Consider the following 26,315-nt stretch of genomic DNA (forward strand, 5'->3'; position numbering starts at 1 on the left):
TTGTCTATGTTACTCGTTGATTCCCATTGCCATCTCGATCGCTTGAGTTATGGCTCCAAGCAGACCGACATGGCCGATGTACTGGCCAAGGCGGCGCAGCAGAGCGTGGGATATTTTCTCTGCGTGAGTGTGACCCAGGCCCAGTTCCCGACCATGATGGAGGCCATCGCTCCCTATCCCCAGGTGTTTGCCTCCTGCGGTGTTCACCCGCTCAATCAGGATCCCGGGGTGGATGCTGCCTTGCTGCTGACTCAGGCGGCCGATGAGAGAGTGGTGGCCATTGGCGAAACCGGGCTCGACTACTTCTATTCACCGGAAAACAAGGATGTACAGCAAGCCTCTTTCCGCGAACATATCCGGGTAGCCCGGGCACTGAACAAACCGCTCATCATTCATACCCGGGATGCCCAGGAAGACACCTTGAGGATCATGCGAGAGGAGGGGGCCGAACAGGTGGGCGGAGTGCTGCACTGCTTCACCGAGTCCCTCGAAATGGCCGAGGCCGCGATGGCAATGGGGTTCTATATTTCCATCTCGGGGATAGCCACTTTCAAGAACGCCTCAGCCCTGCAGGCAGTGGTCAAGGCGTTGCCCCTGGAGCGACTGCTGGTTGAAACCGACTCTCCCTATCTGGCACCGGTTCCGCACCGGGGGAGGGAGAACGAGCCGGCCTTTGTTCGCGACGTTGCCCAATTTATCGCGGATCTTCGCCAGATTCCGCTCGCTGAATTGGCGGAGGCCACCAGCCACAATTTCTTCGAATTGTTCAAGTTGGCAAAGCGATAACAGAAAACGCCCCGCATAGCGGGGCGTTTTACTATGACAATTTTCACTATTATGGATCCATCCAAAAACAATCATGCCAAGTTGTTATCTCTCACTTTGTGTGGTGGGTGCTGACGAGATCAAATCGCCAGCACCTGATAAAACGGAGCAGGGATGACAGAATGCTTGAGGAATATATGAGGGGCTCAAATGGGTTAAAGCACTCTTCATAAGTATCGATAATATTCATTATCGATACTTGATAGATCTGGATGATCCTGTAAGATCCACCGAAACTCCGCTTTAAATCATAGAGTTAAGTGAACTACCCACGCCTTCAAAACCCAGTTCAGCAATCTTTGCAGAGCGTCTTCGATCCTCAGCTGAACAGCCGGGCAAGACGCTTCCTGCGCAGCGCCAAAGCCGACTCCACCCTCAATGCCTATCAGGCAGATACCCGCATCTTTGTCTCCTGGTGCCAACTCCACGGGCTGGATCCCTTGCAGACAACACACCACGACATCATGAATTTTCTGGCGGATCAGGCCGATGGCGTCCTGGCCAACTGGGTCTGGCTCGACAAGGAAGAAGGGAAGGGGGAACTTCGCAACGGGGAACCTCGCAAACCGGCCACCCTGGTAAGACGGCTTGCCGGCATTCGTTATGCCTTCAAGCAGAAGGGGATCCACCCCATGCCGACCGAGCATGCGGAGATAAAGGAGATGATGCGGGGCATAGTACGGCTCGGTGATAACCGCAAACGCAAAACGGGGGCGCTGACCCTGAAACCATTGGCCTGCGTGCTGGACGAGATAGATACCAGCAACCTGGCTGGGCTTCGGGATTACACCCTGTTGCTCCTGATGTTCAGTGGCGCCTTGCGCCGATCGGAAGCGGCCAGGATCGAGGTGGATGACGTGCAGTTTGTGGGGCAGGGAATACGCCTTCGTCTCAAACCAAGCAAACATCAGCTCCATGAATCGGAGATAGCACTCATTCCAGGTACCCGGTATTGCCCAGTGTCTGCACTGCAACAATGGCTGAAAAAAAGCCGGATTGCTGAGGGCCCCCTGTTTCGCCGGATGAATCGCTGGGGACAGCTGATGGCAGACCCCCTGGGGCCGCAAGGTATCAACCTGATGATCAAGCGGCGAACCGGCCAGGCCATCGACGATCTCCACGTCAGTGGCCACAGTTTGCGGCGGGGGTTCATCACCTCTGCGGTGACGGCGGGCAAACCGATGAACAAGATCATCGAGGTGACAAGGCACAAGGACATGCGCACCTTGCAGGAATATTTCGATGATGCACACAAGTTCTCGGATCACGCCCTGGATGGGTTGTTATAGCAAACCGCGCCCCTGCTTTTTTTATGTTAAATGATATCCTGTTGATCTGGTGGTATATTCATGTCGTCCTCCACAGACATCATGACGGTGGGGGAGTCGTAATCCGATTTACTTTCGTAGAAGATGCCAACGAAAAATGAGAGATAACATTCGCGACAATGATGTGTCAGAGGGTCATGGCAGCCAGGAATTGAAAAAAAACGCTGCGCAAGAGAATGCCGAACGGCAGCGCCAGCACGTGAAGCGCAAGCAGGAAACCCACAGCCGGTTGCAATGCTGGATAAGCAATCGTCATGCAGAGCGGTTGGCCATGCTGGGGCAACAACTGGAAGACAGTCAGGCCTCCATCATCGAGCAGGCGATCGATCTGCTCTATCAGCACGAACTGCAACAAACGACCAACGCGCAGCAGAGCGATCTCCCCGAGTCGGCAGACATGCTCGAATAGACGATGGTATCGTGCCGGCATGGTTGAAAAAGGAAGACAAAAAAAGCCAGGTACGAATTCCTTGTACCTGGCATAGGGGAATTGGCTCCTTGCAGAGCCGTGCGCTAACTGGTATGCGGATAGCCTTAAGCTTAGACAAGGCTCTAGGCATTTCAAGAACCGGATAAAAGTTCAACCAGAGTGGGGGTTTTTCAGACTCGAACAGGCGCTGTTTTTGCTCGAGCGACCCCACTCTCACGCATTGAACAGGTTGTTGTCCCGTACCAGCTCCCGGGGCAGGGCATTCTTGATGCGACTCCCCACCCATTTCCCCATGCCGAGCGGGTGCCCCTGGTAACGAACGATCACTTCCCCAGTCCCGGCATCCTGCTCTGGCCAGACATCTCGTCCCATCATGAATTCACGGGCATTGGCAGCATCCAGCTCGACGCATCCCTTACTCGCCTCATGGCCGTAAGCCAGAGCCCATTCATGGGTCAATCGATATCCCTTCTTGAAGGTTTCAGCCAGCTTGATACCGATGCGATCGAAACGCAGCTTCCCCTGTACCTGCTCGAAGGCGTGAGGGAAGAGCCAGATCTCGTCATTGCGGCCAAACAATTGGCCATGGGGCACGATGCCAAAATTCCCTTCAATCTCCCGCAGCATGGGGCCGGCCTCTTTCTCTGGCAGCGGTGAGAAGGGGAACTTGCCGAGCTTGCCAGGTTTGAACATGGTGTTGGGCACGGAGTGATGCTTGTGCAACCGGGCAACGAAAAAGCCCTCACTGTCGAAGATCTGGGGCCACACATGCAGGTATCCCTCCGGCGTACAGGCTTTCTCCGCTCCCGGAAAGAGATCGGCCAACGAGTCAAAGCTGAAGGCATCGCCGAACTTCTCTTGCAGTGACTGGCAGACGTCCTGGTTCTCTTGCAGGCTCAGGGTGCAGGTGGAGTAGACCAGTACGCCGCCGGGTTTGAGGGCGTGAAAAGCACTCTCCAGCAGGCCACGCTGCACCGCGGCGATCTCCTCGATGCTCTCCAGGCTCCAGTTGCGCAGTGCGTCTTCATCTTTTCGCACCGTCCCCTCGCCGGAGCAGGGGGCGTCGAGCAGGATGGCGTCGAAGGTTTCCGGCAGCCATTGGCCAAAGACCTTGGCATCGAAATGGGTCATGCCGACGTTGGTCACACCGCAGCGCTGGATATTGGCGCTCAGCACTTTCAGCCTGCTGCTGGAAAACTCGTTGGCGATCAGCATGCCGCGGTTCTCCATCAGCGCCGCGATCTGGGTAGTCTTGGAGCCAGGGGCGGCGGCCGCGTCCAGCAACATGCCATCCCCTCTGGTTTGCTCACTGGCAAAGAGCGCCGTCACCGGCAACATGGAGCTCGCTTCCTGAATATAGAAGAGGCCGCACAGATGCTCGGCCGTGTTGCCAAGGGGAACGCTCTCATCACTGCGGGTGAGCCAGAAGCCGGTTTCACACCAGGGCACGGGATCCAGCTGCCAGCCAAGCGGCGCCATGCGGGCGACAAACTCGGATACCGTGACCTTGAGGGTGTTGACCCGGATGCTGCGCCGCAGCGGCTGCCGGCAACTCGCCACGAATGCCTCCATGGAGAGATGGGATGGCATGAACTCCGCAATGTGACGCAGGAAGTGATCGGGGAGGTAGGTGTTGTCGTGCACGGCGCAATCTCGCTGACCCAAAATGAGGGGCGACATATTACCACAGTGCGCGGCCCTTCTTGATGGGGGAGTCCATGAGACCATAAAAAAACCGGCACAAGGCCGGTTTTTGACGAGTAGAGGAATAACTCAGGGCAAGATGCGGGGGCTCCACTCCAGCCACTCTTTCTCTGCCTTGGCATGAAGCGGATAACGATGGCCCGCCTTGACGGTCGCGCCCATCTCCCGCTCCGGCGTATTGAAGGCAATCCCTCCCGCCAGCAGGCTTTGCACCGTTTCGACCTCGATGGTGCCACCGGTCAGCCCGATATCGGCCTTAACCCCGGAGACATTCCAGAAGCGGCTGTTGGCGCGTATCAGATGGGCGTACTGTCCATCCACATTCACATCGATCAGCACCTCGCTGCCATCCCGGGCCAGGGTCACGCCGGTGACGCTGCCCACCACCATCTTGCGAAACAGCAGGGGGCTGCCCACGCTGATGCCATCGACGGAGGGGCTCTTGAGGGTCAGGGCAAGACCGGCGGGGCCACTCTGGCTCAAGGGGAAGGTCTCCTTGCCAGCCCCTCGGCCCGGTGTCGCCTCCACAAAGGCCCCCTTGATCAGGGTATCGAGGTGGGCAACGCCTCCCAGCCCGACCTTGGCCTGCACCAGTGCATAGCGCGCCCCGGATTGCAGGAAGCGCGCGGCATATTGCTCATTCAGCTCGGCCTTGAAGCTTACCTGGCCCAGGGTCGGATCCAGTTCCACCTGCTCCACCTTGCCGATGTCCACTCCGCGATAGCGGATGGGGCTGCCGACCCCGAGACCCGGGTTGTGATCCGCCGTGAGCGTGAGGGTACGCACCTGGGAGCTTGCCTGCTCCTTGCTGTCAAAGAGCTGATGACTGCTGCGACCTGTCCCCAGCTTGTCGAATTCGATGGCACCACGCAGCAGGGTGGCGAGGTTCCCCATCTTGACCTGCACGCCGTCGAGCCGGATCTTGCCGTCGATGGCGGCCTTCTTCCAGAACTGAGGTTGCTGCTTGAGCAAAGGAGCATAGATGGCATCGATCTCCAGGGTGATGGCCACCCCGCGATCATCGGCATCCAGCGCCTTGACCTTGCCCGCTTCCAGTCCCAGGTAGAGGACGGGGGAGCCCACACCGATACCATCAGCCTGAGCGGCACGCAGCGTCCAGCTGACCGCTTTGGCATGGCGGCTCCCAAGCAGGGCCAGCTCCTGGCTGGGGTAGAGGCGGTCAATCCTGTCACCCTTCGCAGCCTGTACCAGCTTGATGCCCCCCGCCAACCAGGCACTGGCCGGGCTGGTCTCCACCTTGATACCGCTGAGGTCCGCCTCCACCTGCAAGGGGGCGGCGCGATAGAAGCGAGCCCGTTGCAGCAGATGGCGATAACGCTCGTTCACCAGCAACTCGACACTGGCATTGCCGCCGGCATCCAGGGTCAGTGCCCCGAGCTGACCTATCTGTAACCCCTTGAACCAGAGCGGAGCCCCTTCGCTCAAACCGGCGAGATCCTCGGCCTGCAGGGTCAGCTTGATGCCGCCGCGCTGTGCCTGGCTCTCCAGGGTCATGGTGTTGACCCGTTTACCGGGTTCATAGTCCAGACGAATGGCGGGCCCGGCCAGCAGGCGATCCGCGTGCTTGATCCCGGCAGGGGAGAGAGAGACCGTCTCCCACACCAGACGACTCTTGCCGGTCACCCGGAACGCCTGTTCGGGGTTGATGAGGGCCGTCACGCTCCGCCCCTGTTCGGTGAGGCGAATAGGGTCGACTCGTCCAATCTCGATGCCCTCATAGAGGATGGGCATCCCTTCCTTGATGGGCAGAGTCCCCGCCTGGATGGTGATGCGCTCACCCCGGGCGGCCTCGGCCAGCCCCTTGTAGAGGATGAAATTGACCCCCTTTTGCGCCACGGGAGAATCTTTGGGGGAGTCAAACGCAATGCCGCCGCTCAGGATGGAGGTGAGACTGCCCGCCTCCACGCTGACGCCAGCCAGGCTGAAGGAGCCCTTGATGCCGCTGATGTTCCAGAAGCGGGTATCCGCCTTGACGAGGTGCTCGAAGCGCGGCTCGATCACCAGATCCAGGATCACGTTCTGGTTCTCTTCCCCAAGACGGGTGTTGATGACACTGCCCACCTCCAGCCCTCGGAAATAGATCTTGGCGCCGATGCCCACCGACCCCAGAGAATCGGCTGTCAGGTGCAGGGTTCGCCCCTGGGCCTGATAACCGGGGGGAGGGCCATCCAGGGCATCGAACTCATCCTCCAGCGGGTTGTTCTCCCGTCCGGGTTGCAGGTTGATGTAGTTGCCGGACACCAGGGTGTCCAGGCCGGAGATCTCGGTTAGTGACGCCTTCGGACTCACCAGCCAGAAGTCGGAGCCCTTGCGTATGAGGGTGCGGGCACGGCTGTCCACCTTGGCCAGCACCGCAATCTTGCGACCATCCTGTGCCAGTTCCAGCTCCTGGACCACGCCGATGGCGACCCCCTGATAGCGCAACTGGGTCTTGCCCGGCAAGATACCGTTGCCCTGGGCAAAGTTGATGCGAATGAGTTGACCACTGCTCGTCCACTGCTGGTAGAGAAAGCCTCCCGCCAGCAAGAGGGCGATGAAGGGCAGCAACCAGACCGGTGATAACCAGCGGTGCTTCTCAATGACGGGCTCAGCCCCGACCATACCGACTCCTTACATTGGCTGTGATGCACAGCGCGTTCGACACAAAAAACATTAACGGGCCGCCTTGTCCCACAACAGGCGGGTATCGAGCATCCTGGCCGACATCATGGTGAGCACCACCACGCCGGCGAACGCCGTCGCCCCGGGGCCGGCACGCACATTGAGCAGCACGCCGCGATCCACCAGGGCCACCATCAGCGAGATGACGAACAGGTCCAGCATGGACCAGCGTCCGATGAAATCGATGATGCGGTACATGACGAGTTGGCGTTTGCGGCGCACCGGCTTGCTGCGCTGCAACTGCCAGCAGATCCAGCCAAGACCCAGGATCTTGCCGATGGGCACGATGATGCTCGCGGTCAGTACTATGGTGGCGATGCCGGACATCTTGCTGCGATAGAGCGCCATGATACCGCTGAAAATGGTATCGGACTGCAATAATCCCTTGTTGTAGAAGTGGGTGATGGGCAGCAGATTCGCAGGCAACAACATGAAGGTGGCCAGCGCCAGCAGGCCCCATGACCAGGCGAGGGAATGGGGAATGCGCATCTGCAAGGGGGTATGACAACGAGGGCAGCTCATGCCGTGTTGATGGCGCACCAGCAACCCGCAGGTATGGCAGCGGCAAAGCCCCAGTTCACGGGCGCTGATCGGGGACATGGTCCGGCTCCCGGGAGGCGTGTTGCAGCGGAATCCGCTCCCAGTAAGGGGCAGGATCAAAGAGGATCAGCAGCGTCATGTTGAGCAGCATCAGACAACCCAGGCTCAGCAGACCGCCTCCCAGGCGCACGTCGGCGATGTCGATAAGCTTGAACAGGGCGACCAGCAGGCTGACGATGTACACCTCCAGCATGGCCCAGTGACGAAATACCTCGACCGCTTTGAGGGTCCACGCCAGCAGATGCCAGCGCTTGGCCAGGCCGGAGGCGAGGGCAAAGATCCCGAGCAGCAGCCCTGTCGGCGCCAGCACGGCGCACCAGAGCACCAGTGTTGCCACCCAGAGCTCGCTCTCGGCATACAGCATCATAATTCCCTTGATCAGGTTGGCGTCCGAGTTCACGCCCGCCAGACGAAGATAGATCAAAGGCTCAAAAAACGCGGAAGGCAGCAACAGGAATCCGGTGATGGTCAGCGCCATCAACTGGGAAGGGCGAAAGGCATAGCGCCCATACAGATGCTGATGACAGCGGGGGCAATGGGCGTGACGGCGCAGCGGCAGCAACTTGCGTTCGATCAGCAAGTCACAGGCCGGACAGACAATCACCGAGTGCGGATCCGACATACGATTCAACCTGTTGAAGGAATTGATGAAATTTACCTTAAAACGCCTGCCCTGTCTTGCCGCGCTGCACACCCCCCTTTGAAAAGACGTGTTTTCCGCTGTGAACTGGCCGCCGCCAGCCAAACAGGGGCTGGCGATGCATGCCGACATGCTGAGGGTATTTGCAATACTGTATATACGTACATATACTTGCAATCACTATCATCAGGAGGGCGCCGCGATGGCCGTTGAGATCAAGTATGTTGTGGTACGTGGGGGAGTGGAGAAGATGACCTTTGCCAGCAAGAAAGAGGCGGATGCCTATGACAAACTGCTGGACACCGCCGATGAGCTGATGACACTGCTGGCGGGTGCGCCGGTCGCGCTTGCACCGGAGCAGCAGGAGAGTCTGGCCTTTTATCTGGCCGAGCAGCGGGATCAGTTGCAGCAGGTATTGCGCGGTGGAAAAGGGCAGGGGAATCCCCCCAAAGAAGACAAGCTGGATACTGAACTGCCAAAGGGGAAGCCCCTGAAGAGCGTGGCTTGAGACGAAAGGGCGGGGAAGGGGATGTGAGGCAGAAGCCGCTCTCTCATTCATGAAAAGTGCAACTTAAGTCATTGTCACGACTATTTTCCCCGAGAACTTTCTAACCACACTGCATATTCATTGAATATGCCGATTGCTCGTCATCATGGGGTATCACAGCAAGATGCCTCAGGTCGTTGCCCCCAAGGCGCACAGCAAGCCCTGATGCCGATAACCCTATTTATCGGCGCCACGTCGCTGGACATGGTCATGGCATCAAAAAGATAGCCAGAAGTTGAGGTGATCATGAGCGACCCCCGTCAATCAGCAGCACGGCATTATGACCAGTCATCGAAAAACACTCCCTGGTCATAGAAGCCGCGCCACGTGTCCTCGGTGACTTCCACCAGTTCGAACACGGTATCGGGGTACGTCATCGACAGATAGACCCGCAGCTCATGCAGGTCGCGGAACATCTCGACCTGACCCGCGATGCAGGCGGAGTAATCGCCAGTCGGCTCTGCCTGCCAATAGACCTTGCGCTCGATGAGCGCGGGCAGATCCTGGTTTTGTGGGCTAGAGTGGGCCATATGTCACGCAATCAAATGGTTGGTTGACTCATTCAACCATGTGGCGAGTTGAATGGAAACAAGCTGTTTTTCGCCAAAATCGGTATGATGGGACGGATTGTCTAACCACTCAGGAGACAAAAACATGGACTCTAAAACGCTGCTTCTGGCCTACATGAGGGCCAAAAAGTACAGCCAATTCCAGGAAGTCGCCGCAGACCTGGGATTTACCACCTCGTATATCTCAGCCGTGAACAAAGGAAAGTCGCAACTCACTGATGCGACTGCAAAAAGAATGGCTGAGGAAGCTGGCTTGGATGTCAGCGAAGTGCTGTTAAGCATGGCGGCAGTCAGGGCCACGGATCCCGAGCTGAAACAGGCTTGGTACGATATCCTGGCGAAGTATTCAAAAGGAGCTGGCACGGCGGTAGCCCTTGCGGCGGCTGTGTTTCTGTCTCCACTGAGCGGGCCTGACCATACCGCGCATAATGTATATTATGTTAAATTGAATATCTTGGTATTCTGTCACCCTCAACCGAACTGTGTATAATGGTGGCAATTGATCCTATCCCCGACCGGATGTCTTAAGTGGCTGAATTAACATCAGAACAATTAAAACCCGCTTTCTCGATTGAGCAGTTCCCCACACTGGGCGAACTCGACCCCATTCCGTTTGCCGCCCTGCAACCCAGAGCGATTTCGGGTATCAAACGGCTGGCCAGTTTTGATGGTGACTGCCCGGTCATGATCCTCAATGGTTTCCCCGGTGCAGATTACGAGAATGTCTGCCAGACCCTGATTGCCTCTTCGAATGGCAAGGATGGCGACCTGTTCGATCTCTGTTATACCGAGAATCTCAACAACCCTTTCAAACCCATCTGGCTGCGCCTGCAACCGGGCTCGGGTTTCGAGTTCTGCGAGATGGTCGGCGAACTGCTCAAGCTGATGAGCCACCATCTCGACGCCGAGCGGCTGGTCACCCGGATCATCCGCAAACAGAACAATGACCCCAAGATCGTGGATTTCCTCTCCGATCTGGCCGCCCATGTTGCCCAGGGCCTCGAGTTCCAGCACCCAGTGCTCATCAACCTGCTGATCCATCATGAGGATCAGCAAGCCCCTGTCGTCTACGGCCGCGACCTGAACTGGGATACCTTGTTCGGCTCCATCAACTATCAGACGGAACAAGGCTCCGTTTACGCCAACCAGCACCTTTTGGAACCCGGTCTGCTGCGGGAAGCCAACGGTGGTTACCTGATACTTCAGCTTGATGAGCTGCTGGATCAGCCTCATCTCTGGTTCAAGCTCAAGAACGCCATGCAAAAAGGCGAGCTGGACTGGAATGCCTATCAGGAAGGCAAGACGCTGACGCCCTTCTTCACCCCGGAGGCGACCCCGATCCGGTTCAAGTTGATCCTGGTCGGTGACAGGCTGGACGTGGCGGAATTCCAGATGCTGGACAGGGACATGGCGGAGCGCATCTTCCTGCGTGCCGATCTGGTCTCCGAAGTGAACATAGAGGAAGATCTACCCGCCTTCCTGCAATATCTCGCCTGGCTGCGAGCGCGCTGGGCGCTGCTGGATTTCACCCCAAGTGCCCTCCTCGCCCTCTGTCGCCATGCCAGCCGCCTGTGTGACCACCAGGAGTGGCTATCCCTCTCCGAGGTACAGCTCGGCGCCATCATGCGCATGGCCGACAGTCTGGCCCGCGAGCTGGAAGCGACCTGCGTCACTGACGAACATATCCTGCTCGCCCTGGAAGAACAGGATTACCGCCTCAACTATCTGGTGGAGCAATCGGATCAGGGTGTCATCGACGGCCAGATCCTGCTGCAGACCGACGGTGAAGAGGTTGGCCAGATCAACGGCCTTTCCGTCATCCAGGTGGCCGGCCATCCCTATGACTTCGGGGAGCCGGTACGTCTCACTGCGACCGTCCACCTCGGGGATGGCGATGTGGCTGACATCGAGCGCAAGGCGGAGCTCGCCGGGCACATTCACGCCAAAGCCATGATGATCATCCACGGCTACCTCTCCAACAAGTTCGGCGCAGAGAACCCCTCGCCGCTCTCGGCCAACCTGGTGTTCGAGCAGTCATACCACGAGATCGATGGTGACAGCGCCTCCCTGACCGGCCTGTGTGCCCTGCTCTCCGCCCTCGCCCGCCAGCCCATCTATCAGCACTTTGCCGTGACCGGTGCGGTCGACCAGTTCGGCAATGTGCAGGCAGTTGGTGGCGTGAACGAGAAGATCGAAGGCTTCTTCCGGGTGTGCAAGATCCACGGCCTCACCGGCAAGCAAGGCATTCTGCTGCCAGGCACCAACGCCCAGCAGCTCAACCTTTCTGATGAAGTGATCGCGGCAGTAGAGGCTGGCCAGTTCCACATCCACCCGGTGGATCACGTGGAAGAGGCTATCGAGCTGCTCACCGGCTGCGTCGCTGGCGAACCGGACATGCCGGATACCCTATTTGGTCGCATCCAGGAGAGACTGGACGAACTCAATGGCACGGCTACCAAGAGTGGCGGCCTGCTGCGCAGTGTGCTGGATCGGCTGCTTGGCCGTTAAATGAAGTGATCGGAGTTGTTTAGCGAACATCTGTAAGCTAAATTGGCCCGGCTTTGACCCATATGAAGGATAAACAGCGTGACCCTAGATAACGACACCACTGATCCCCGCCTCTCCCTGTGCGAACAAGGCAAAGAGTCCTTTACCCGTGAAGAGCTGCTTGCCTGCAGCCGTGGCGAATTATTTGGTGAAGGTAACAGCCAGCTGCCCGCCCCCAACATGCTGATGATGGATCGCATCGTCAAGATCAACGACCATGGCGGCGAGCACGGCAAGGGTGAAATCCTGGCTGAACTCGATATCACGCCGGATCTCTGGTTCTTCGACTGCCACTTCCCCGGCGATCCCGTCATGCCCGGCTGCCTGGGCCTGGATGCCATGTGGCAACTGGTCGGCTTCTTCCTGGGCTGGAAAGGGGGTCCTGGCAAAGGACGTGCGCTGGGTGTCGGTGAAGTCAAGTTCACCGGCCAGATCCTGCCGACGGCCAAGAAGGTCACCTACAAGATCACCTTCAAGCGCGTCATCAACCGCAAACTGGTCATGGGCATTGCCGATGGCGTCGTGGAAGTGGATGGTCGCCCCATCTACAGCGCCACCGATCTGAAAGTGGGCCTGTTCAAAGACACCACCGCATTCTGATCCTGCTCCTGGTGAGCAGAGACAACGTAAAGGGGCCACGATGGCCCCTTTCCTTTTGTAATGAGTGATGAAGTATCGGTTACTTCATGAAGAGGCCTGAGCCTCGCCCTTCCATGGCATCGCGCCAACCACCAAGCCAATGGCCCCTGGCATCCAGGCACTGGTACGGACACGCTTCTTTCTGTTTGCCGACTACGCCAGCCTGATAACCACGAGCGCGAGCTCTCTCCAGACGGTCCCGTTTCTGTCTCTTCATCATCTACGACCCTCTTCGTGGAACAAAAAAAGCGACCAATTTTTCACCGGTCGCCTTCATCTTTACCCCAGGGGGGAGGCAGGGTCAAACAAAAAATTCCATGCTATTCAGGGGTTGTGACACAAGATACTGAACTGCATTAATTTTTGATGACACTTATTTATCGCTGATAGCGACGCAGCCAGGCAAAGGGCAGCGCCAGCAGAGTCAACCAGAACAGGCTGCCGCCACCACCCTCGCCGCCATCCTGACCGGTCTGGTTGTTGACCGGCGCATTGCTGACCACATAGCTGGCCGGGGCATTGCCCTGATAATCCGCCACGGCCGGCGTCAGTTTGACGGCGACCACGGTGGCATTGGCGCGTTTGTTGAGGTCGCTCTCGCTGTCATAGCGATACGCCGTCGCGGCAATGGTGCCGTCGCTGCTGATGCCGCTGGCATAAGCGATGTGATAGTACTTGCCGTTCTGGGCACACTGCTTGTTGCCGGCGTCATCCTTGCCACAGATGAGATCGTTCAGATACCAGCTGTTGGCCGGGGCGGCCGCGTTCAGCAGGAAGGCTTCCTGCATGCGGTTGGTACCATTGACCACTGGTTGGGTCTGATGGCGGGAGTCGCGCCAGCCAACCACCATGTTGTGCTCGTTGATGGCGGCCGCTTCCGAGCCTGCCCCCGAGACCGGCTTGTCCTGGAGAGGAAGGCTGGCCGCCGTACCCGGCTTGCTCAAGTTGAACAGGAACATCTCCACCGGGCGGTTCTGGCCCTTGTTGATGCGATAGCGCTGGTTGCCGATCACGTAGCCGTTGTCGTTGACGGCCACGGCCCAGCTGTGTTGCAGCTTGGCATCGTCCTTGCCAGGCTCGCCATCCGGCAGCGGGATGATCTTGGTGGTGCCCACGGTGCCGGCAGCCGTATCCAGGGTCCAGTAGCTGGCGAGGTTGCGACCATCCAGATCACCGGTGCCCACCTCGCCGGTGGAGCTGTAGCCCACGCCGTAGAGGGTGCCGTTGTACTTGGCCACGCCCAGTGCAGAAGCGGTTTGCAGCACCTCGTCACGCTGATGGCCATAGGTGCCGGCCTGCATCAGCTTGCTGAACCCGCCCGAGCTGTTGAGCAGCCAGAAGCTCGCCTGGGTATCGACCCCGGGGCAGTAGCGGAAGTCACCGTACTGGCTGTCATTACCCGTCTCGAAACACCACTTGTAGAAGTCACCGCCCACCTTGTGGCGATACTTGTCGCTGGCCGCGGTACCGGTCACCAGATACTGACCGTTGTCCAGCTTCTTGATGGAGGTGGGGACGCTCAGACCGTGGGTGCTGGCCGCATCCTTGAGCTCGACCGGGTTGCCGTCATTGACCACGGCAAAGGCGGTGCGCAGCTTGCCATTCATCTTGTAACCGACACGATCCTCCGGAACATCCCCGAGGGCCGTCACCAGGCCATCGACCTCGGAGCTGGTCACGTAGCCCAGGTTGCTGCGTTGATCCACCTTGTCCAGGAAGTCGCGACGCCACTGGTAGGCAAAGCCCGAGTTGTCGCTCCAGAAGGAGTTGCAGACCGAGTTGGAGAGCATGCAACCCTGCTCGAAACGGAAACGATCGACCAGGAAGTCGGCAAACCGCACGGTGGAGAAGTATTCCGCCATGTTGTTCTTGGTGTTGAGCCCGATGAGGCCGTTGGCATCGCCGCTGATCCCGCTGGCATAGCCTTTGACTTCGTCATCGACGATGGTGAAAAAGGAGCTTTGTGCCGCCTGCGCGTTGAGGCTGGCGCCGACCAGGATGGCCAGCATGGATAATTGCTTTTTCATCTACTTCCTTAGTCTTGATGTTTCAACGCTTCCAACTCCTCCCAACGGGAGAAGGCGTGTTCCAATGCGGCCTCTGCCGCATTCAATGCATCCAGTTTGGGCTGGGTCTGCTCTGCTGGCAGGGAGAAGAAACCGGGGTGGTTAATCTCGGCCTGCAGGGCATCGAGTTCCATTTCCAACTGTTCCAGCCGGGCTGGCAGATTATCCAGCTCCAGTTGCAACTTGTAAGAGAGTTTTCGTGTTTTTTTCGCAGGCTCCGCTGCCGACGCGACAGGCTCTGCCACCTTGACCGGGGCCGGCTTGGCCGTCTGTTGGGCGGCCTGCAAGGCTCGTGTGGCCATCATGTCGGCGTAGCCCCCGACATAATCGCTGATCCGTCCATCCCCTTCAAACAGCCAGCAGCCGGTCACGGTATTGTCGATGAAACGGCGATCGTGGCTGACCAGCAGCAGGGTGCCCGGGTAATCGGTGAGCAGCTCTTCCAGCAATTCCAGCGTTTCGACATCCAGGTCGTTGGTTGGTTCATCCAGAATCAACAAGTTACTGGGCTTGAGGAAGAGTTTGGCCAACAGTAGACGGTTTTTCTCGCCCCCTGACAAGGCCTTGACCGGGGTGCGCGCCCGCTTGGGCTCGAACAGGAAGTCCTGCAGATAGCCGAGGATGTGACGGGAGCGGCCGCGAACCATCACCTCCTGCTTGCCCTCCCCCACGTTGTCCACCACCGTCTTCTCGGGGTCGAGCTGCTCACGGTATTGATCGAAGTAGGCCACTTCCAGGTTGGTCCCCTGGCGCACCGAGCCACGGCTCGCCTCGAGCTGGCCCATCAGCAGCTTGATCAGGGTCGACTTGCCGCAGCCGTTGGGGCCCACCAGAGCAATCTTGTCCCCGCGCAGCACCTGCAGATCCAGTCCCTGGAACAGGGTGCGATCACCAAAGTCCAGCCCCAGCCCCTCGGTCTCGAACACCAGCTTGCCGGAGCGACCCGCCTCGTCCAGTTGCAGCTTGGCCTTGCCCTGCAGTTCCCGGCGCTGGGTGCGCTCCATGCGCATCGCCTTGAGGGCCCGCACCCGTCCCTCGTTGCGGGTACGACGCGCCTTGATCCCCTGGCGCACCCACACCTCTTCCTGGGCCAGCTTGCGGTCGAACTCGGCGTTTTTCAGCTCCTCGACCCGCAGCCACTCCTCCTTGCCTTGCAGATATTCGTCGTAGTTGCCGGGCCAGGAGGTGATCACGCCGCGATCGAGATCGATGATCCGGGTCGCCAGCTTGTGGATGAACTCCCGGTCGTGGGAGATGAAGACGATGGCGCCGCGAAAGTCCTTGAGGAACTCTTCCAGCCAGTTGATGGCATTGATGTCCAGGTGGTTGGTCGGCTCGTCCAGCAGCAACAGATCCGGATCACAAGCCAGGGCGCGGGCCAGAGCCACCTTGCGCAGCCAGCCGCCAGACAGACTGTCGAGCGTCACATCAGGGTCGAGATCGAGCAGGGTCAACACCTGATTGATGCGGGTCTCGTACTGCCAGCCGTTCTGGTAGTCGAGCTGCTCCTGCAACTGGCTCATGGTGCGAATGTTGGCATCGGAAGGGTCGTGCGCCAGGGCGTGGGAGACATGGTGGTACTGCTTGAGCAGCTCCCCTACCCCGGCCAGCCCTTCTGCGGCGTAATCGAACACGGTGATCTCGCTCGAGGCGGGCGGATCCTGCTCGAGGCGGGTCACTTTCAAATCTTGTTGCAACACCAGACGGCCGTCGTCCAGCGGCAGTTCGCTGGCAATCACCTTCATCAGGGTAGACTTGCCCGCCCCGTTGCGCCCCACCAGGCAGAGGCGCTCGCCCCGCTCTATGGTGAGCTCGGCATGGTCGAGCAGCGGAAAATCACTGAACGACAGGGACGCGCCGTGCAATGTCAAAAGAGCCATGTTTGTTCCTTGTTGCTTATGAAAAAACGGGCGGCAGCGTGAATCTGCCCCCGTTTTGTCGTCAAATCCTGCTCACCCCTGTGCCAGCCAGCCTTGCAGCTCCCTCAGGGTGAAGGGCCAGCCCAGCTCCCGGCCGGCACCGTCTTGCAGCACCGGGATGCGCACCCGGTAAGCCTCGAGCCAGGCCTCCTCCTCCAGGATGTCGCAGCGGCGGGTCTGCGCGGCCATCCCGGCCTGTTCCACCAGCGCCCACGCCTGTTCGCACAGGTGGCAGCCGTCGGTGTGAAACAGGGTCAGCATCAGCCTTGTGCCTCGGCGTGGGTGATGATCCAGCAGTTGTGGATATGCTGATTGCGCTCGAAGTCCTTGGGCCGGGTCTTGTTCGTGATGTTCTGCGCCTTGAGACCGATGGCGTCAAGGCCGGCCAAGTCCATCTTGAAGTGGCGCTTGTTGTTGGAGAAGACCAGGGTGCCGTCCGCCGCGAGCAGGCGCTTGAGGTGCTGCATCAACAGCAGGTGATCCCGCTGCACGTCGAAGCTCTCGTCCATCCGCTTGGAGTTGGAGAAGGTGGGCGGATCGATGAAGATGAGGTCGTACTGCTCGTCGGCTTCCGACAACCACTTCAGACAGTCCGCCTGCACGAACTTGTGCTCGCGGCCCACCAGCGAGTTGAGGCGCATGTTGTCCTGGGCCCAGTTGAGGTAGGTGCGCGACATGTCCACCGTGGTGGTTTCGCGGGCGCCGCCGAGCCCCGCGTGCACGGTGGCACTGCCGGTGTAGGCAAAGAGGTTCAGGAAGCGCTTGCCCCGAGCCATCTGGCCCAGCATGCGGCGGGTCTGGCGGTGGTCGAGGAAGAGGCCGGTGTCCAGATAGTCATAGAGGTTGACCCAGAGGCGTGCACCGTACTCCTGCACTTCCATCCGGTGCTGCTCTTCGGAGAGCTTCTGGTACTGCTGTTTGCCTTCCTGGCGCTCGCGCACCTTCAGGATCACCTTCTCGCCGTCCATGCCGGTCACCTTGATGGCGGCCTGCACCATGTCCAGCAGACGCTGGCGGGTCTTCTGGGCGGGAATGTCCTTGGGCGCCGCGTACTCCTGCACCACCAGATAGTCCTGATAGCGGTCGATGGCGGCGTTGTATTCCGGCAAGTCCGCGTCATAGAGGCGGTAGCAATCGAGGTTCTCCTTGCTCGCCCATTTCTCGAGGGTCTTCAGATTCTTGCGCAGACGGTTGGCAAAGTCCTGGGCCACCTCTTTCTGGGAAGCGACGGCATCGAGGGCGATCTGGTAGTTGCGCAATTGGCACTCGAGGGCGCCGTTGAACAGGCGATACTGCTTGTCGGCACGCAGGCGCAGGCAGCTCAGGAGTTCGGGAGAGGCGGAGAGAATGGTGACCTTCCACCCCTGAAAGCCGCGGCGCAGGGCATCGCCAAGGGCCTGATGCACTTCCAGCAACGCCGGGAACTCCCCAAGACGCTCGCCATAGGGCGGGTTGGAGATAAGCATGCCGACCTGACGGCTCTCCCCTTCCACAGCCGGCATCGGCAGCGGATTTTCCAGCTTGGTGACATCGGCCTGCTTGAAGGTAATGAGATGGGCCACGCCGGCGGCTTTGGCGTTGTCACGGGCCTTCATCAGGACCCGGGTATCCGCATCGCAACCGAACAGTTTCACCTCGCAGCGTTGCATGCCGCGCTTGGCACGCACCTGGGCTTCCATCATCAGACTCTGCCACAGTTCACCATCGTGTTGCAGCCAGCGATCGAAACCGAAGCGCTCACGGCGCAGGGCCGGCGCCATGTCGGCAGCGATGAAGGCCGCTTCAATCAGCAGGGTACCGGAGCCGCACATGGGGTCCATCATGGGCTCGCCGGCCCAGCCGCTGCGGGCAATCATGGCCGCAGCCAGGTTCTCTTTGAGGGGCGCCTCGCCGGTGCCCTGGCGATAGAAGCGCTGGTGCAGCGCCGGGCCTGACAAGTCCAGCGTGATATTGGCCTTGCCTTTGCCAAGGTGCGCCATGATGCGAATGTCCGGGGACTTCTTGTCCACATCCGGGCGCACGTGACCGCGCTTGGTGAAGCGATCGACGATGGCGTCCTTGATCTTCAGGGCACCGTACTGGGTATTGCGAATGGAGGCGTTGGTACCGGTAAAGTCCACCGCGATGGTGGCGGTACCGGAGAAGTGCTCCTCCCAGGGAATGGTATGGGCCCCGAGGTAGAGGTCCAGATCGTCGTTCATCTGGAACTCGGAGAGCACCAGCACGATACGGGAGGCAAAGCGGCTCCACAGACAGGCCTTGTAGCCGATGGCCAGTTCGCCCTTGAAGTGGACGCCGGCCACGGTCTCACGGACCTGCTCCGCACCCAGATTGGTCAGCTCGACGGCCAGCAGGTTTTCCAGCCCTTTGGGGCAGGTTGCAAAAAATTCTTTCATCACGCTCACGGGGATGCCATAAAAATAGTGCCGTATTATACCTTATCGGCCCGCGCTCGGCACTCGAACCTTGGACAAAGGCGCCATATAAACGGCAAGAGGCGCGGCAAACGCTCCCCTCCCCCCTTGCGGGCGACAGGATCCCGCTCCTGGCTGGCAGTTGTCTACCATCACATTCGTAAAGAATTCGAAAATCTTGCCCGGACCAGGCAGAAAATGGTCGTGACGACCAGACGAAGGAAAAAGACAAATAATGGAACAAGAGAGAGACTGAGCGCTTAAATATCAGACCAATATAGCAGGCCTATAACGGACTTATTCGTCGCCATATAACGGCCCCGTCGTCAGCCCACTTCCCGATATTGTGTCTGTGCCCGGACTCTGGCTTGCATCCGGTTATTCATCACCTTGATCACGGCAAAGCGCGGCAGCGTCTTGCTGTTGGTCAGCACCAGTTCGTCGGTCAGGTTCAGGCAAACGCTCGCCTGATCGCCGGCTTCGATGACCATGAATTCCCCCCGACCGTGGGGCGTATCCATCCACACCAGGGATCCCATCTCCGGAATAACATGAGCCTGCTGTTCATGAAAGAACCAGCTTTGCGGCATCAGGGGTTTATAAAAACGGCTGACGGCGATGGCATTGAGGACCAGCTGGACCTGGTGGGGCGTACTCCAGTCGAGTTCAGCGGCCTTGTCCATCAACTGGTAATAGAGGGCTGCATCATCCACACAAAAAGGCTGGGTGGTGAAAGAACAGGGAACAAGTTGCCGACCTTTATATTCGGTGGCAAATATCATGCGATCGGACAAATCCAGCATCAGGCGATCATCCTGAGCGTCATAATGCCACTGCCAATTGTCATTGGGTTGAATACACATGGTGGTGCCCTTATCTAAGCCGTCCCTCGACTTTATTCCATGTCGAGAATTTGAGCAACGTTAAATAAGGGCAACCGGTTATTTTTTAAATATGGGTAACGATCTCTTTGACCAGACTCGGCCCTTTATAAATAAAGCCGCTGTAAATCTGGACAAGACTGGCACCCGCCGCCAGTTTTTCCCGAGCCGCCATGGCGCTGTCGATACCACCCACACCGATAATGGGCAGGGCGCCGTCGAGGGCTTTGGCCAGGTGGCGGATCACCTCGGTGCTCTTGTGCTGGAGCGGACGACCGCTAAGCCCGCCAGCCTCTGCGGCATGGGGCATGTCATATATCATCTCCCGCTCCAGAGTGGTATTGGTGGCGATGACACCATCAATACGGTTCTTGATCAAAGAGGCGGCTACCTGATCTATTTCATCGAGTGACAGATCCGGGGCAATTTTCACGGCCAGCGGCACATACTTTTTATATTTCTCGGCCAGCTCCTGTTGACGCTGTTTCAATGCGGCCAGCAGTTCATCCAGTGCATCGCCATATTGCAATTGACGCAGACCCGGGGTGTTTGGTGAGGAAATATTGACCGCAATATAACCGGCATGGTCATATACCTTGTCCATGCAGAGAAGGTAATCATCCTTGCCTTGCTCGATGGGGGTGTCCTTGTTCTTGCCGATATTGATGCCGATCACCCCCTGATATTTGGCCTCTTTCACCTTGGCCACCAGGTGATCGACTCCCTTGTTGTTGAATCCCATGCGATTGATGATCCCTTCGGCCGGGATCACCCGGAAGAGACGAGGCTTGTCATTGCCGCTCTGGGGTCTGGGGGTCACGGTACCGACCTCGATGAAACCAAACCCCATGGCGCCGAAGGCATCGATGCACTCCCCGTCTTTATCCAGACCGGCGGCCAACCCCACCGGATTGGCAAAATTAAGCCCCATGACGGTGACGGGGCGTTTGGGCAGAGAGTGGCGGAAGAAACAATCAAGCGGGGTACCGAGAAGGCGGGGCAAATATTTGATGGAGAGATCGTGAGCCTGCTCCGGATTGAGTTTGAACAGGAAATGCCTGGCGAGTGGGTACAGCATGCTTGCTCCTTAAAAAAAGCCCCGGCAACTGGCCGGGGCTTTTGGGGTTATGCCGAGGTTCGGCAATTCAACTGGAGCAGGTTCAACTCTCGCAAGGCCACCGAGAACTTGGCGAACTCGTGCGTGCTCGTGGTCTTGAAGTCGGCCAACATGTGGGTCCAACGGGACAAGAGTTGCTCATGCTCCGAAATCCAGTCGGCCAGTATGGTAGCGCATTCCCCCTGCTCTTTGCACCCTTCCAGTACCACGGAGGTGAGGCTGCGTTGCTGCCAGTCCAGATCTTCGCGGAAGGAAGCCCGCGCCATCGCCTGCCAGTGGTTGCCCACCGGCTGATGGTTGATCTGCTCGAGGAACCAGTGCAGATCCAGCTTGGCGCCCAGGCGATAGTAGACGTTGGCAACCCGCAGGATGTCGGTCTTGTGCTCCGCGGCAATCTGCGCCAGATCCAGGCAGGAGAAGAGGCTGCTCATGTGTGCCACGCGACGGGCGATGGCCTCCGGCACCTGTTTCTCCATCAGGGCGGTGACAGCTTGGCTGTGTTCGGCCACTTCGCTCTCGTCCATTACCTCATAAAGGTGCTGACTCAGGGTCTCGAAGGCCGGGCGGAAGAAGGCGATGTTCTCGCCGATGCTCCAGCTGCGGTTGCGGGCGCGCAGGAACCAGCGGGTGGCGCGGCGCACGATGCGGCGGCTGTAGAACATCAGCTCGAGCTGGGTCTGGGCATCCACCCCGTTGTCACACCCTTCGATGTCACGCCACAGGGCGCCGAGGCCGAACACTTCCCGGGCCATGGCGAAGCAGCAGGCCACTTCCGCCACCGAGGCACCGGTCTCGTCCTTCATCCGGCTGGCGAAGTTGAGCCCCATGTCATTGACCAGCATGTTGGCCACCCGGGTCGCGATGATCTCCCCTCGCAGTGGATGCTGGGCCAGGGCCGCGCCAAATTGCTGCTGCAACTGGGTCGGGAAGCTGGTGACCAGCATGTTGGCGAGGAAGGGCTCGTCGGTCACTTCCGGGCAATTGAGCTGCTCTTTGAGCACCATCTTGCCGTAAGCCACCAGCACCGCCAGCTCGGGTCGGGTCAGCCCCTGCCCTGCCGCCATCCGCTCGGAGAGCTCTTCGTCGGAGGGGAGGAACTCGAGCGCACGGTCCAGCTTGCCTTCCCGCTCCAGCCCCTGGATGAAACGCTGCTGCTCTTTCAACTGCTCGGCACCACGGAAGGCGGTCACCGAGATGGATTGTGACTGGCGGTAGGCGTTGGTGATGACCACCTGGGCCACCGCATCCGTCATCTCGTAGAGCATCTGGTTGCGCTGCTTGAGGGTCAGATCCCCGGCGGCCACCAATTGGTTGAGCAGGATCTTGATGTTGACCTCGTTGTCGGAGCAATCCACCCCGCCCACGTTGTCGGTGAAGTCGGTGTTGATGCGACCACCCTGACTGGCATACTCCACCCGGCCAAGCTGGGTGAAGCCAAGATTGCCACCCTCGCCCACGATGCGGGCACGCAGGTCACGACCATTGACCCGCAGCACGTCGTTGCTGCGATCCCCGACGTCGGCGTCGCTCTCGCGGGCACTCTTCACATAGGTGCCGATGCCGCCGTTCCAGAGCAGGTCGACGTTCAGGCAGAGCAGCGCCTTGATCAGCTCGTTCGGGGCCATGCCGCTCTTGTCGGTGCCGAGCAGGGTCTGCATTTCCGGGCTCAGCTTGATGGACTTGGCAGAGCGCAGGAAGATGCCGCCCCCCTTGGAGATGAGCTCACGGTTGTAGTCATCCCAGCTGGAGCCGGGCAGCTCGAACAGGCGCTTGCGCTCGACGAAGCTCCCGGCCGCATCCGGGGTCGGGTCGACGAAGATGTGCATGTGGTTGAAAGCGCCCACCAGCTGGATGTGCTCGGAGAGCAGCATGCCGTTGCCGAACACGTCGCCGGCCATGTCGCCTATCCCCACGCAGGTGAAGTCGGTGGTCTGGCAGTTGATGCCGATCTCACGGAAGTGGCGCTTGACCGATTCCCAGGCACCGCGGGCGGTGATGCCCATCTTCTTGTGGTCATAGCCGACCGAGCCGCCGGAGGCAAACGCATCGCCGAGCCAGTGGCCGTATTCGAGGCTTATCTCGTTGGCGATGTCGGAGAAGGTCGCGGTGCCCTTGTCGGCGGCCACGACCAGGTAATAATCATCCTCGTCGTGACGCACCACGGATTTTGGCGGGATCACCTCGCCGCCAATGATGTTGTCGGTCACGTCGAGCAGGCCGCGGATGAACAGACGGTAGCAGGTCTTGCCCTCCTCCTGGATGACGGCACGGGGGGCGCCTGCCGGCATCTGCTTGCAATAGAAGCCGCCCTTGGCGCCCACCGGCACGATGACGGTGTTCTTCACCTGCTGGGCTTTCACCAGACCCAGCACTTCGGTGCGGAAGTCCTCCTTGCGATCGGACCAGCGCAGGCCGCCACGGGCCACCTTGCCCCAGCGCAGGTGTACCCCTTCCACTCGCGGGGAGTAGACGAAGATCTCGAACTTCGGCAGCGGCAGCGGCATGTCGGTGATGCTGGAGGGGGCCAGCTTGAAGGAGATGTAGGGCTTGATGTTGCCCGCCTTGTCCAGCTGGTAGTAGTTGGTGCGCAGGGTGGCGTCGATCATCTCCACATAGCGGCGAATGATGCGATCGTCATCCAGGTTGGCGACCTGATCCAGCTTGGCCGCAAGCTCCTCGTGCAGCTTGGCCTGCACCTTGGCATCCTGCTTGATGGCCGGATCCAGGCGCTGTTCGAACAGAGTGAACAGCAGTTGGGCGATGTCCGGATAACGGGTCAGGGTCTCCTCGATATAGGACTGGCTGAAGGAGACGCCGGTCTGGCGCATGTATTTGGCATAGGCCCGCAGCACGGATACCTGACGACCGGTGAGGCCGGCACCCAGCACCAGACGGTTGAAGCCGTCATCTTCCAGGGTCTTGCTCCAGATGGCGGCGAAGGCCTGCTGGAAGCGCTGCTGGCTCTGCTCCAGATCGAACGGTTGCTCACCGCGCAGCAGCATGGAGAAATCGAGGATCCAGAACACCTCGCCGGTGGGGGTCCGTACCTGATACGGGGTCTCGCCGATGACGCGCAGCCCCATGTTTTCCAGCATGGGCAGGACGTCGGAGAGGTGGATGGGTTCGCTTCGGTGGAACAGCTTGAGGCGTACCCGGCGATCGTTCTCCTCCTCCTGGGCGCGGTAGAACAGCATGCCAAGCGGCTCGGCCTCGCTCAATCCATCCAGGGCCATGATGTCCGCGACGGCAGAGCCCGGCAGCACATCTTCCTTGTAGGCACGGGGGAAGGCGGTGCTGAAACGGCGGCGCAGCTCGTTGCCGCGGGCCTCGCCATAGTGGGAAAGCAGCACGGAATCCAGGCGGTCATCCCAGCTGCGGGCCGCTTCGATCAGGTTGTTCTGTACTTCGTTCACATCCACATCCACGTTGTTGTTGTTGACCCGCACTATGTAGTGGGTCCGTGCCAGCACACCCTCGGTGAAGTAGACGTTGAACTCCACATCGATGCTGCTGCCAAAATATTTCTGCAAAATCTGCTGGGTCTTGACCCGCAGCGCCGTGTTGTAGCGCTCCTTGGTGACATAGACCATGCAGGAGAAGAAGCGGCCGTAGACGTCGCGGCGCACGAACAGGCGCAGCATGTCCCGCTCCTGCATCTCCAGCACCCCGAGACCGGTGGCCAGCAGCTCCTCTTCACGGGCCTGGATCAGCTCGTCGCGCGGGTAGGTTTCCAGCACGTTCAGCAGCGCCTTGTAGGCATGGGAGCCCGATTCAAAGCCGGAGGCGGCCATGATGCGCTCGAGGCGGTGGCTGATGAGGGGGATCTGGGTCGCACTGGTGTTGTAGATGGAGGAGGCATACAGGCCGATGAAGCGATCCTCTCCCACCACCTTGCCGTGCTCGTCGAAACGCTTGATGCCGATGTAGTCCACATAGGCCGGACGATGCACCCGGGACTTGCTGTTGGACTTGGTGAGGATCAGCAAGTCGGAACTGAGGGCCGCGTGACGGGCGCTGGCGGGCATGGTGCCGAGGCGCTGGCCTTCGTCCTTGATGGAGTTCTTCATCAGCCCCAGGCTGGACTCGGGCTGCGGCAGGATCTCGTGATCTCCCTCCACCGCCTTGACGTCGTAGCGACGATAACCCATCAGGGTGAAGTTGTGGGCGGCTACCCATTTGAGGAAGGCGACGCAGGAGTCAACCTCGGCTTGGCTGACCGGGTTCTTGCGTTTGGGCAGCTCCTCGATGATCTCGTTCAGGCGCGCCAGCATGGGCTGCCAGTCTCCCACCGCCAGGGCCACTTCCCGCGCCACCGAGTTGAGCTCGGCAGTCAGGGCGTCCATCTCCTCTTCACCGGTCAGGTGATCGATTTCGATGAGGAAGGCGGTTTCCACCGAGGTCTGCTCTGCGGTGTTGTCCAGATCCAGGATGGCGCCAATCTTGCCGCCTTCGCCGCGGATCAGGTGCAGCGGCTGGTGCAGCATCATGTGTGCGGTGATATTGAGACGCTTGAGCGCCATGCGGATGGAGTCCACCAGGAAGGGGGAATCCTGCAGGATGATCTCGACGATGGTATGGGGAGACTGCCATCCGTGGCGGGTCAGCTCGGGGTTGTAGACCCGGATATAGGGCTCGATGCCGGTACGGTGGTTGAGGGCATTCCACAGACTGAGGGCGGCGCCATAGAGATCGCTGTCATTGCGGTCATGCAGATCAGTGCTGGCCATGTTGCCGTAGAACTTGGCAACGAAACATTCGACCAGGGAGGCACTGTTTTTCGGCAATTTCTGGTGGATCAGACTGAGAACGTTTTCGAGCAGAACGGAGGTAGGGGCGTCTTTCAATGCCATTGCTAGTTTCCTTATCGGACGACATCACAGACACGGCGACATCCACCCAGGATGCCCACCGGTACAGAGTTGCAGCGAAGTGTAATGGCTTGGATCAAGGAAGGCGAGCAAAGGTGATAACGGGATGTTAAAAACAAGGGGCAGATCACGGCTTGGGTTGTGATAAATTTTGCCAAGTTGGCAAAATTCAGAAAATCGCACTGGATGCCGCGCCATTTACCGGATAGATAGTGACTTAAAGCAGATATTTACCCGGATTGATGTTCAAGTTTTGTTAATTTATGCGTTCCAGGGAAATGAAGCGATGATCGTCCTGGGTTTTCAGTCGAAAGTAGCCGTGAACGCCGCTCTCCGACACAAAACGCCGGATTTTCTCCAACCCCAGCTCCAGGGTCAGACCCTGCTCGGTACGTACCACCAGGCGGTTCACCTGCCCCTGGTACATCAACATGATCTCGTCGCGGCCAAGGGAGAGCCGAAAAGTGTATTGCCTCATGTCACCTCCTGGTCATCCATGAAAAACGGGCAGGAGAGCCAGGCTCCCCTGCCCGCCGTCG

At 59.2% G+C, this 26,315-nt stretch carries 21 protein-coding genes; 7 read left to right on the plus strand and 14 right to left on the minus strand.

What is annotated here, in order from left to right; genetic code table 11:
- Positions 1-6 precede the first annotated feature (6 nt).
- From H7R73_RS11945 to H7R73_RS11955, 3 genes are all read left to right on the plus strand, one after another.
- Positions 7-786 carry a TatD family hydrolase gene (locus H7R73_RS11945; RefSeq protein ID WP_042863871.1) on the plus strand — a complete coding sequence of 260 codons (780 nt, stop codon included), beginning with the start codon at positions 7-9 and terminating at the stop codon, positions 784-786.
- 299 nt (positions 787-1,085) lie between these two features.
- Positions 1,086-2,114 (plus strand): site-specific integrase, encoded by a 1,029-nt coding sequence (locus H7R73_RS11950; RefSeq protein WP_103260130.1) that lies wholly within the window; start codon positions 1,086-1,088, stop codon positions 2,112-2,114.
- 136 nt (positions 2,115-2,250) lie between these two features.
- A complete protein-coding gene (locus H7R73_RS11955) occupies positions 2,251-2,562 on the plus strand; it encodes a RepB family protein (RefSeq protein WP_103260131.1) in 312 nt (103 codons plus the stop codon).
- Positions 2,563-2,796: 234 nt separating this feature from the next.
- On the opposite strand, the gene rsmF is transcribed toward H7R73_RS11955, so the two are convergent.
- The 4 genes from rsmF to H7R73_RS11975 all read right to left on the minus strand — a co-directional run bounded on the left by rsmF (position 2,797) and on the right by H7R73_RS11975 (position 8,191).
- A complete protein-coding gene (rsmF, locus tag H7R73_RS11960; RefSeq protein ID WP_103261132.1) occupies positions 2,797-4,227 on the minus strand; it encodes a 16S rRNA (cytosine(1407)-C(5))-methyltransferase RsmF in 1,431 nt (476 codons plus the stop codon).
- Between the two features lie 129 nt (positions 4,228-4,356).
- Entirely contained in the window at positions 4,357-6,909 is a 2,553-nt protein-coding gene (locus tag H7R73_RS11965) for an MlaD family protein (protein ID WP_103260132.1), read from the minus strand.
- A gap of 51 nt (positions 6,910-6,960) precedes the next feature.
- Positions 6,961-7,569 carry a paraquat-inducible protein A gene (locus tag H7R73_RS11970; RefSeq protein WP_010674753.1) on the minus strand — a complete coding sequence of 203 codons (609 nt, stop codon included), beginning with the start codon at positions 7,567-7,569 and terminating at the stop codon, positions 6,961-6,963.
- Positions 7,547-8,191: a paraquat-inducible protein A gene (locus H7R73_RS11975; protein WP_010674754.1), complete on the minus strand. Its 645-nt coding sequence runs from the start codon at positions 8,189-8,191 to the stop codon at positions 7,547-7,549. Before H7R73_RS11975 ends, H7R73_RS11970 begins: the two co-directional genes overlap by 23 nt.
- 220 nt (positions 8,192-8,411) lie before the next feature.
- Between H7R73_RS11975 and H7R73_RS11980 the strand changes: the two genes are divergently transcribed.
- Positions 8,412-8,717: a YebG family protein gene (locus H7R73_RS11980; protein WP_039041159.1), complete on the plus strand. Its 306-nt coding sequence runs from the start codon at positions 8,412-8,414 to the stop codon at positions 8,715-8,717.
- A gap of 317 nt (positions 8,718-9,034) precedes the next feature.
- Here H7R73_RS11980 and H7R73_RS11985 read toward each other — a convergent pair whose 3' ends face one another.
- Positions 9,035-9,286 (minus strand): hypothetical protein, encoded by a 252-nt coding sequence (locus tag H7R73_RS11985; RefSeq protein ID WP_182951133.1) that lies wholly within the window; start codon positions 9,284-9,286, stop codon positions 9,035-9,037.
- A 124-nt stretch (positions 9,287-9,410) separates the two neighbouring features.
- Here H7R73_RS11985 and H7R73_RS11990 point away from each other — a divergent pair, with 124 nt between their 5' ends.
- The 3 genes from H7R73_RS11990 to fabA all read left to right on the plus strand — a co-directional run bounded on the left by H7R73_RS11990 (position 9,411) and on the right by fabA (position 12,472).
- Positions 9,411-9,815: a helix-turn-helix domain-containing protein gene (locus H7R73_RS11990; RefSeq protein WP_103260133.1), complete on the plus strand. Its 405-nt coding sequence runs from the start codon at positions 9,411-9,413 to the stop codon at positions 9,813-9,815.
- A 38-nt stretch (positions 9,816-9,853) separates the two neighbouring features.
- The gene (locus H7R73_RS11995; RefSeq protein ID WP_103260134.1) at positions 9,854-11,833 is read left to right on the plus strand and encodes a Lon protease family protein; all 1,980 of its coding nucleotides are present in this window, start codon (positions 9,854-9,856) and stop codon (positions 11,831-11,833) included.
- Between the two features lie 78 nt (positions 11,834-11,911).
- On the plus strand, positions 11,912-12,472 hold the full coding sequence (gene fabA, locus H7R73_RS12000; protein ID WP_010674758.1) for a 3-hydroxyacyl-[acyl-carrier-protein] dehydratase FabA: 561 nt from the start codon (positions 11,912-11,914) through the stop codon (positions 12,470-12,472).
- Between the two features lie 79 nt (positions 12,473-12,551).
- Here the strand turns inward: fabA and rmf are convergent, their stop codons facing one another.
- The 9 genes from rmf to H7R73_RS12045 form a co-directional block, all read right to left on the minus strand.
- A complete protein-coding gene (rmf, locus tag H7R73_RS12005; RefSeq protein WP_005315693.1) occupies positions 12,552-12,731 on the minus strand; it encodes a ribosome modulation factor in 180 nt (59 codons plus the stop codon).
- Positions 12,732-12,888: 157 nt separating this feature from the next.
- A complete protein-coding gene (locus tag H7R73_RS12010) occupies positions 12,889-14,538 on the minus strand; it encodes a DUF3466 family protein (protein ID WP_103260135.1) in 1,650 nt (549 codons plus the stop codon).
- An 8-nt stretch (positions 14,539-14,546) separates the two neighbouring features.
- Entirely contained in the window at positions 14,547-16,457 is a 1,911-nt protein-coding gene (gene uup / locus H7R73_RS12015; protein WP_042863877.1) for an ATP-binding cassette ATPase Uup, read from the minus strand.
- A gap of 72 nt (positions 16,458-16,529) precedes the next feature.
- Positions 16,530-16,757, minus strand: a complete 228-nt coding sequence (locus H7R73_RS12020) for a glutaredoxin family protein (RefSeq protein ID WP_042863878.1) — start codon at positions 16,755-16,757, stop codon at positions 16,530-16,532.
- Entirely contained in the window at positions 16,757-18,928 is a 2,172-nt protein-coding gene (gene rlmKL, locus H7R73_RS12025) for a bifunctional 23S rRNA (guanine(2069)-N(7))-methyltransferase RlmK/23S rRNA (guanine(2445)-N(2))-methyltransferase RlmL (protein ID WP_052814621.1), read from the minus strand. The genes H7R73_RS12020 and rlmKL overlap by 1 nt, the downstream gene beginning before the upstream one ends.
- Before the next feature lie 308 nt (positions 18,929-19,236).
- Positions 19,237-19,773: a cell division protein ZapC gene (locus tag H7R73_RS12030; RefSeq protein WP_041211431.1), complete on the minus strand. Its 537-nt coding sequence runs from the start codon at positions 19,771-19,773 to the stop codon at positions 19,237-19,239.
- Positions 19,774-19,858: 85 nt separating this feature from the next.
- Positions 19,859-20,869, minus strand: coding sequence for a quinone-dependent dihydroorotate dehydrogenase (gene pyrD, locus H7R73_RS12035; protein WP_039040791.1), 1,011 nt, complete (start codon positions 20,867-20,869; stop codon positions 19,859-19,861).
- A 47-nt stretch (positions 20,870-20,916) separates the two neighbouring features.
- A complete protein-coding gene (locus tag H7R73_RS12040) occupies positions 20,917-25,758 on the minus strand; it encodes an NAD-glutamate dehydrogenase (protein WP_182951135.1) in 4,842 nt (1,613 codons plus the stop codon).
- Between the two features lie 274 nt (positions 25,759-26,032).
- Positions 26,033-26,254: a DUF2835 family protein gene (locus H7R73_RS12045; protein WP_010674767.1), complete on the minus strand. Its 222-nt coding sequence runs from the start codon at positions 26,252-26,254 to the stop codon at positions 26,033-26,035.
- Positions 26,255-26,315: the final 61 nt, after the last annotated feature.

Origin of the sequence: Aeromonas sp. WP2-W18-CRE-05 (assembly GCF_014168615.1) — a bacterium.
Classification (GTDB): domain Bacteria; phylum Pseudomonadota; class Gammaproteobacteria; order Enterobacterales; family Aeromonadaceae; genus Aeromonas; species Aeromonas caviae.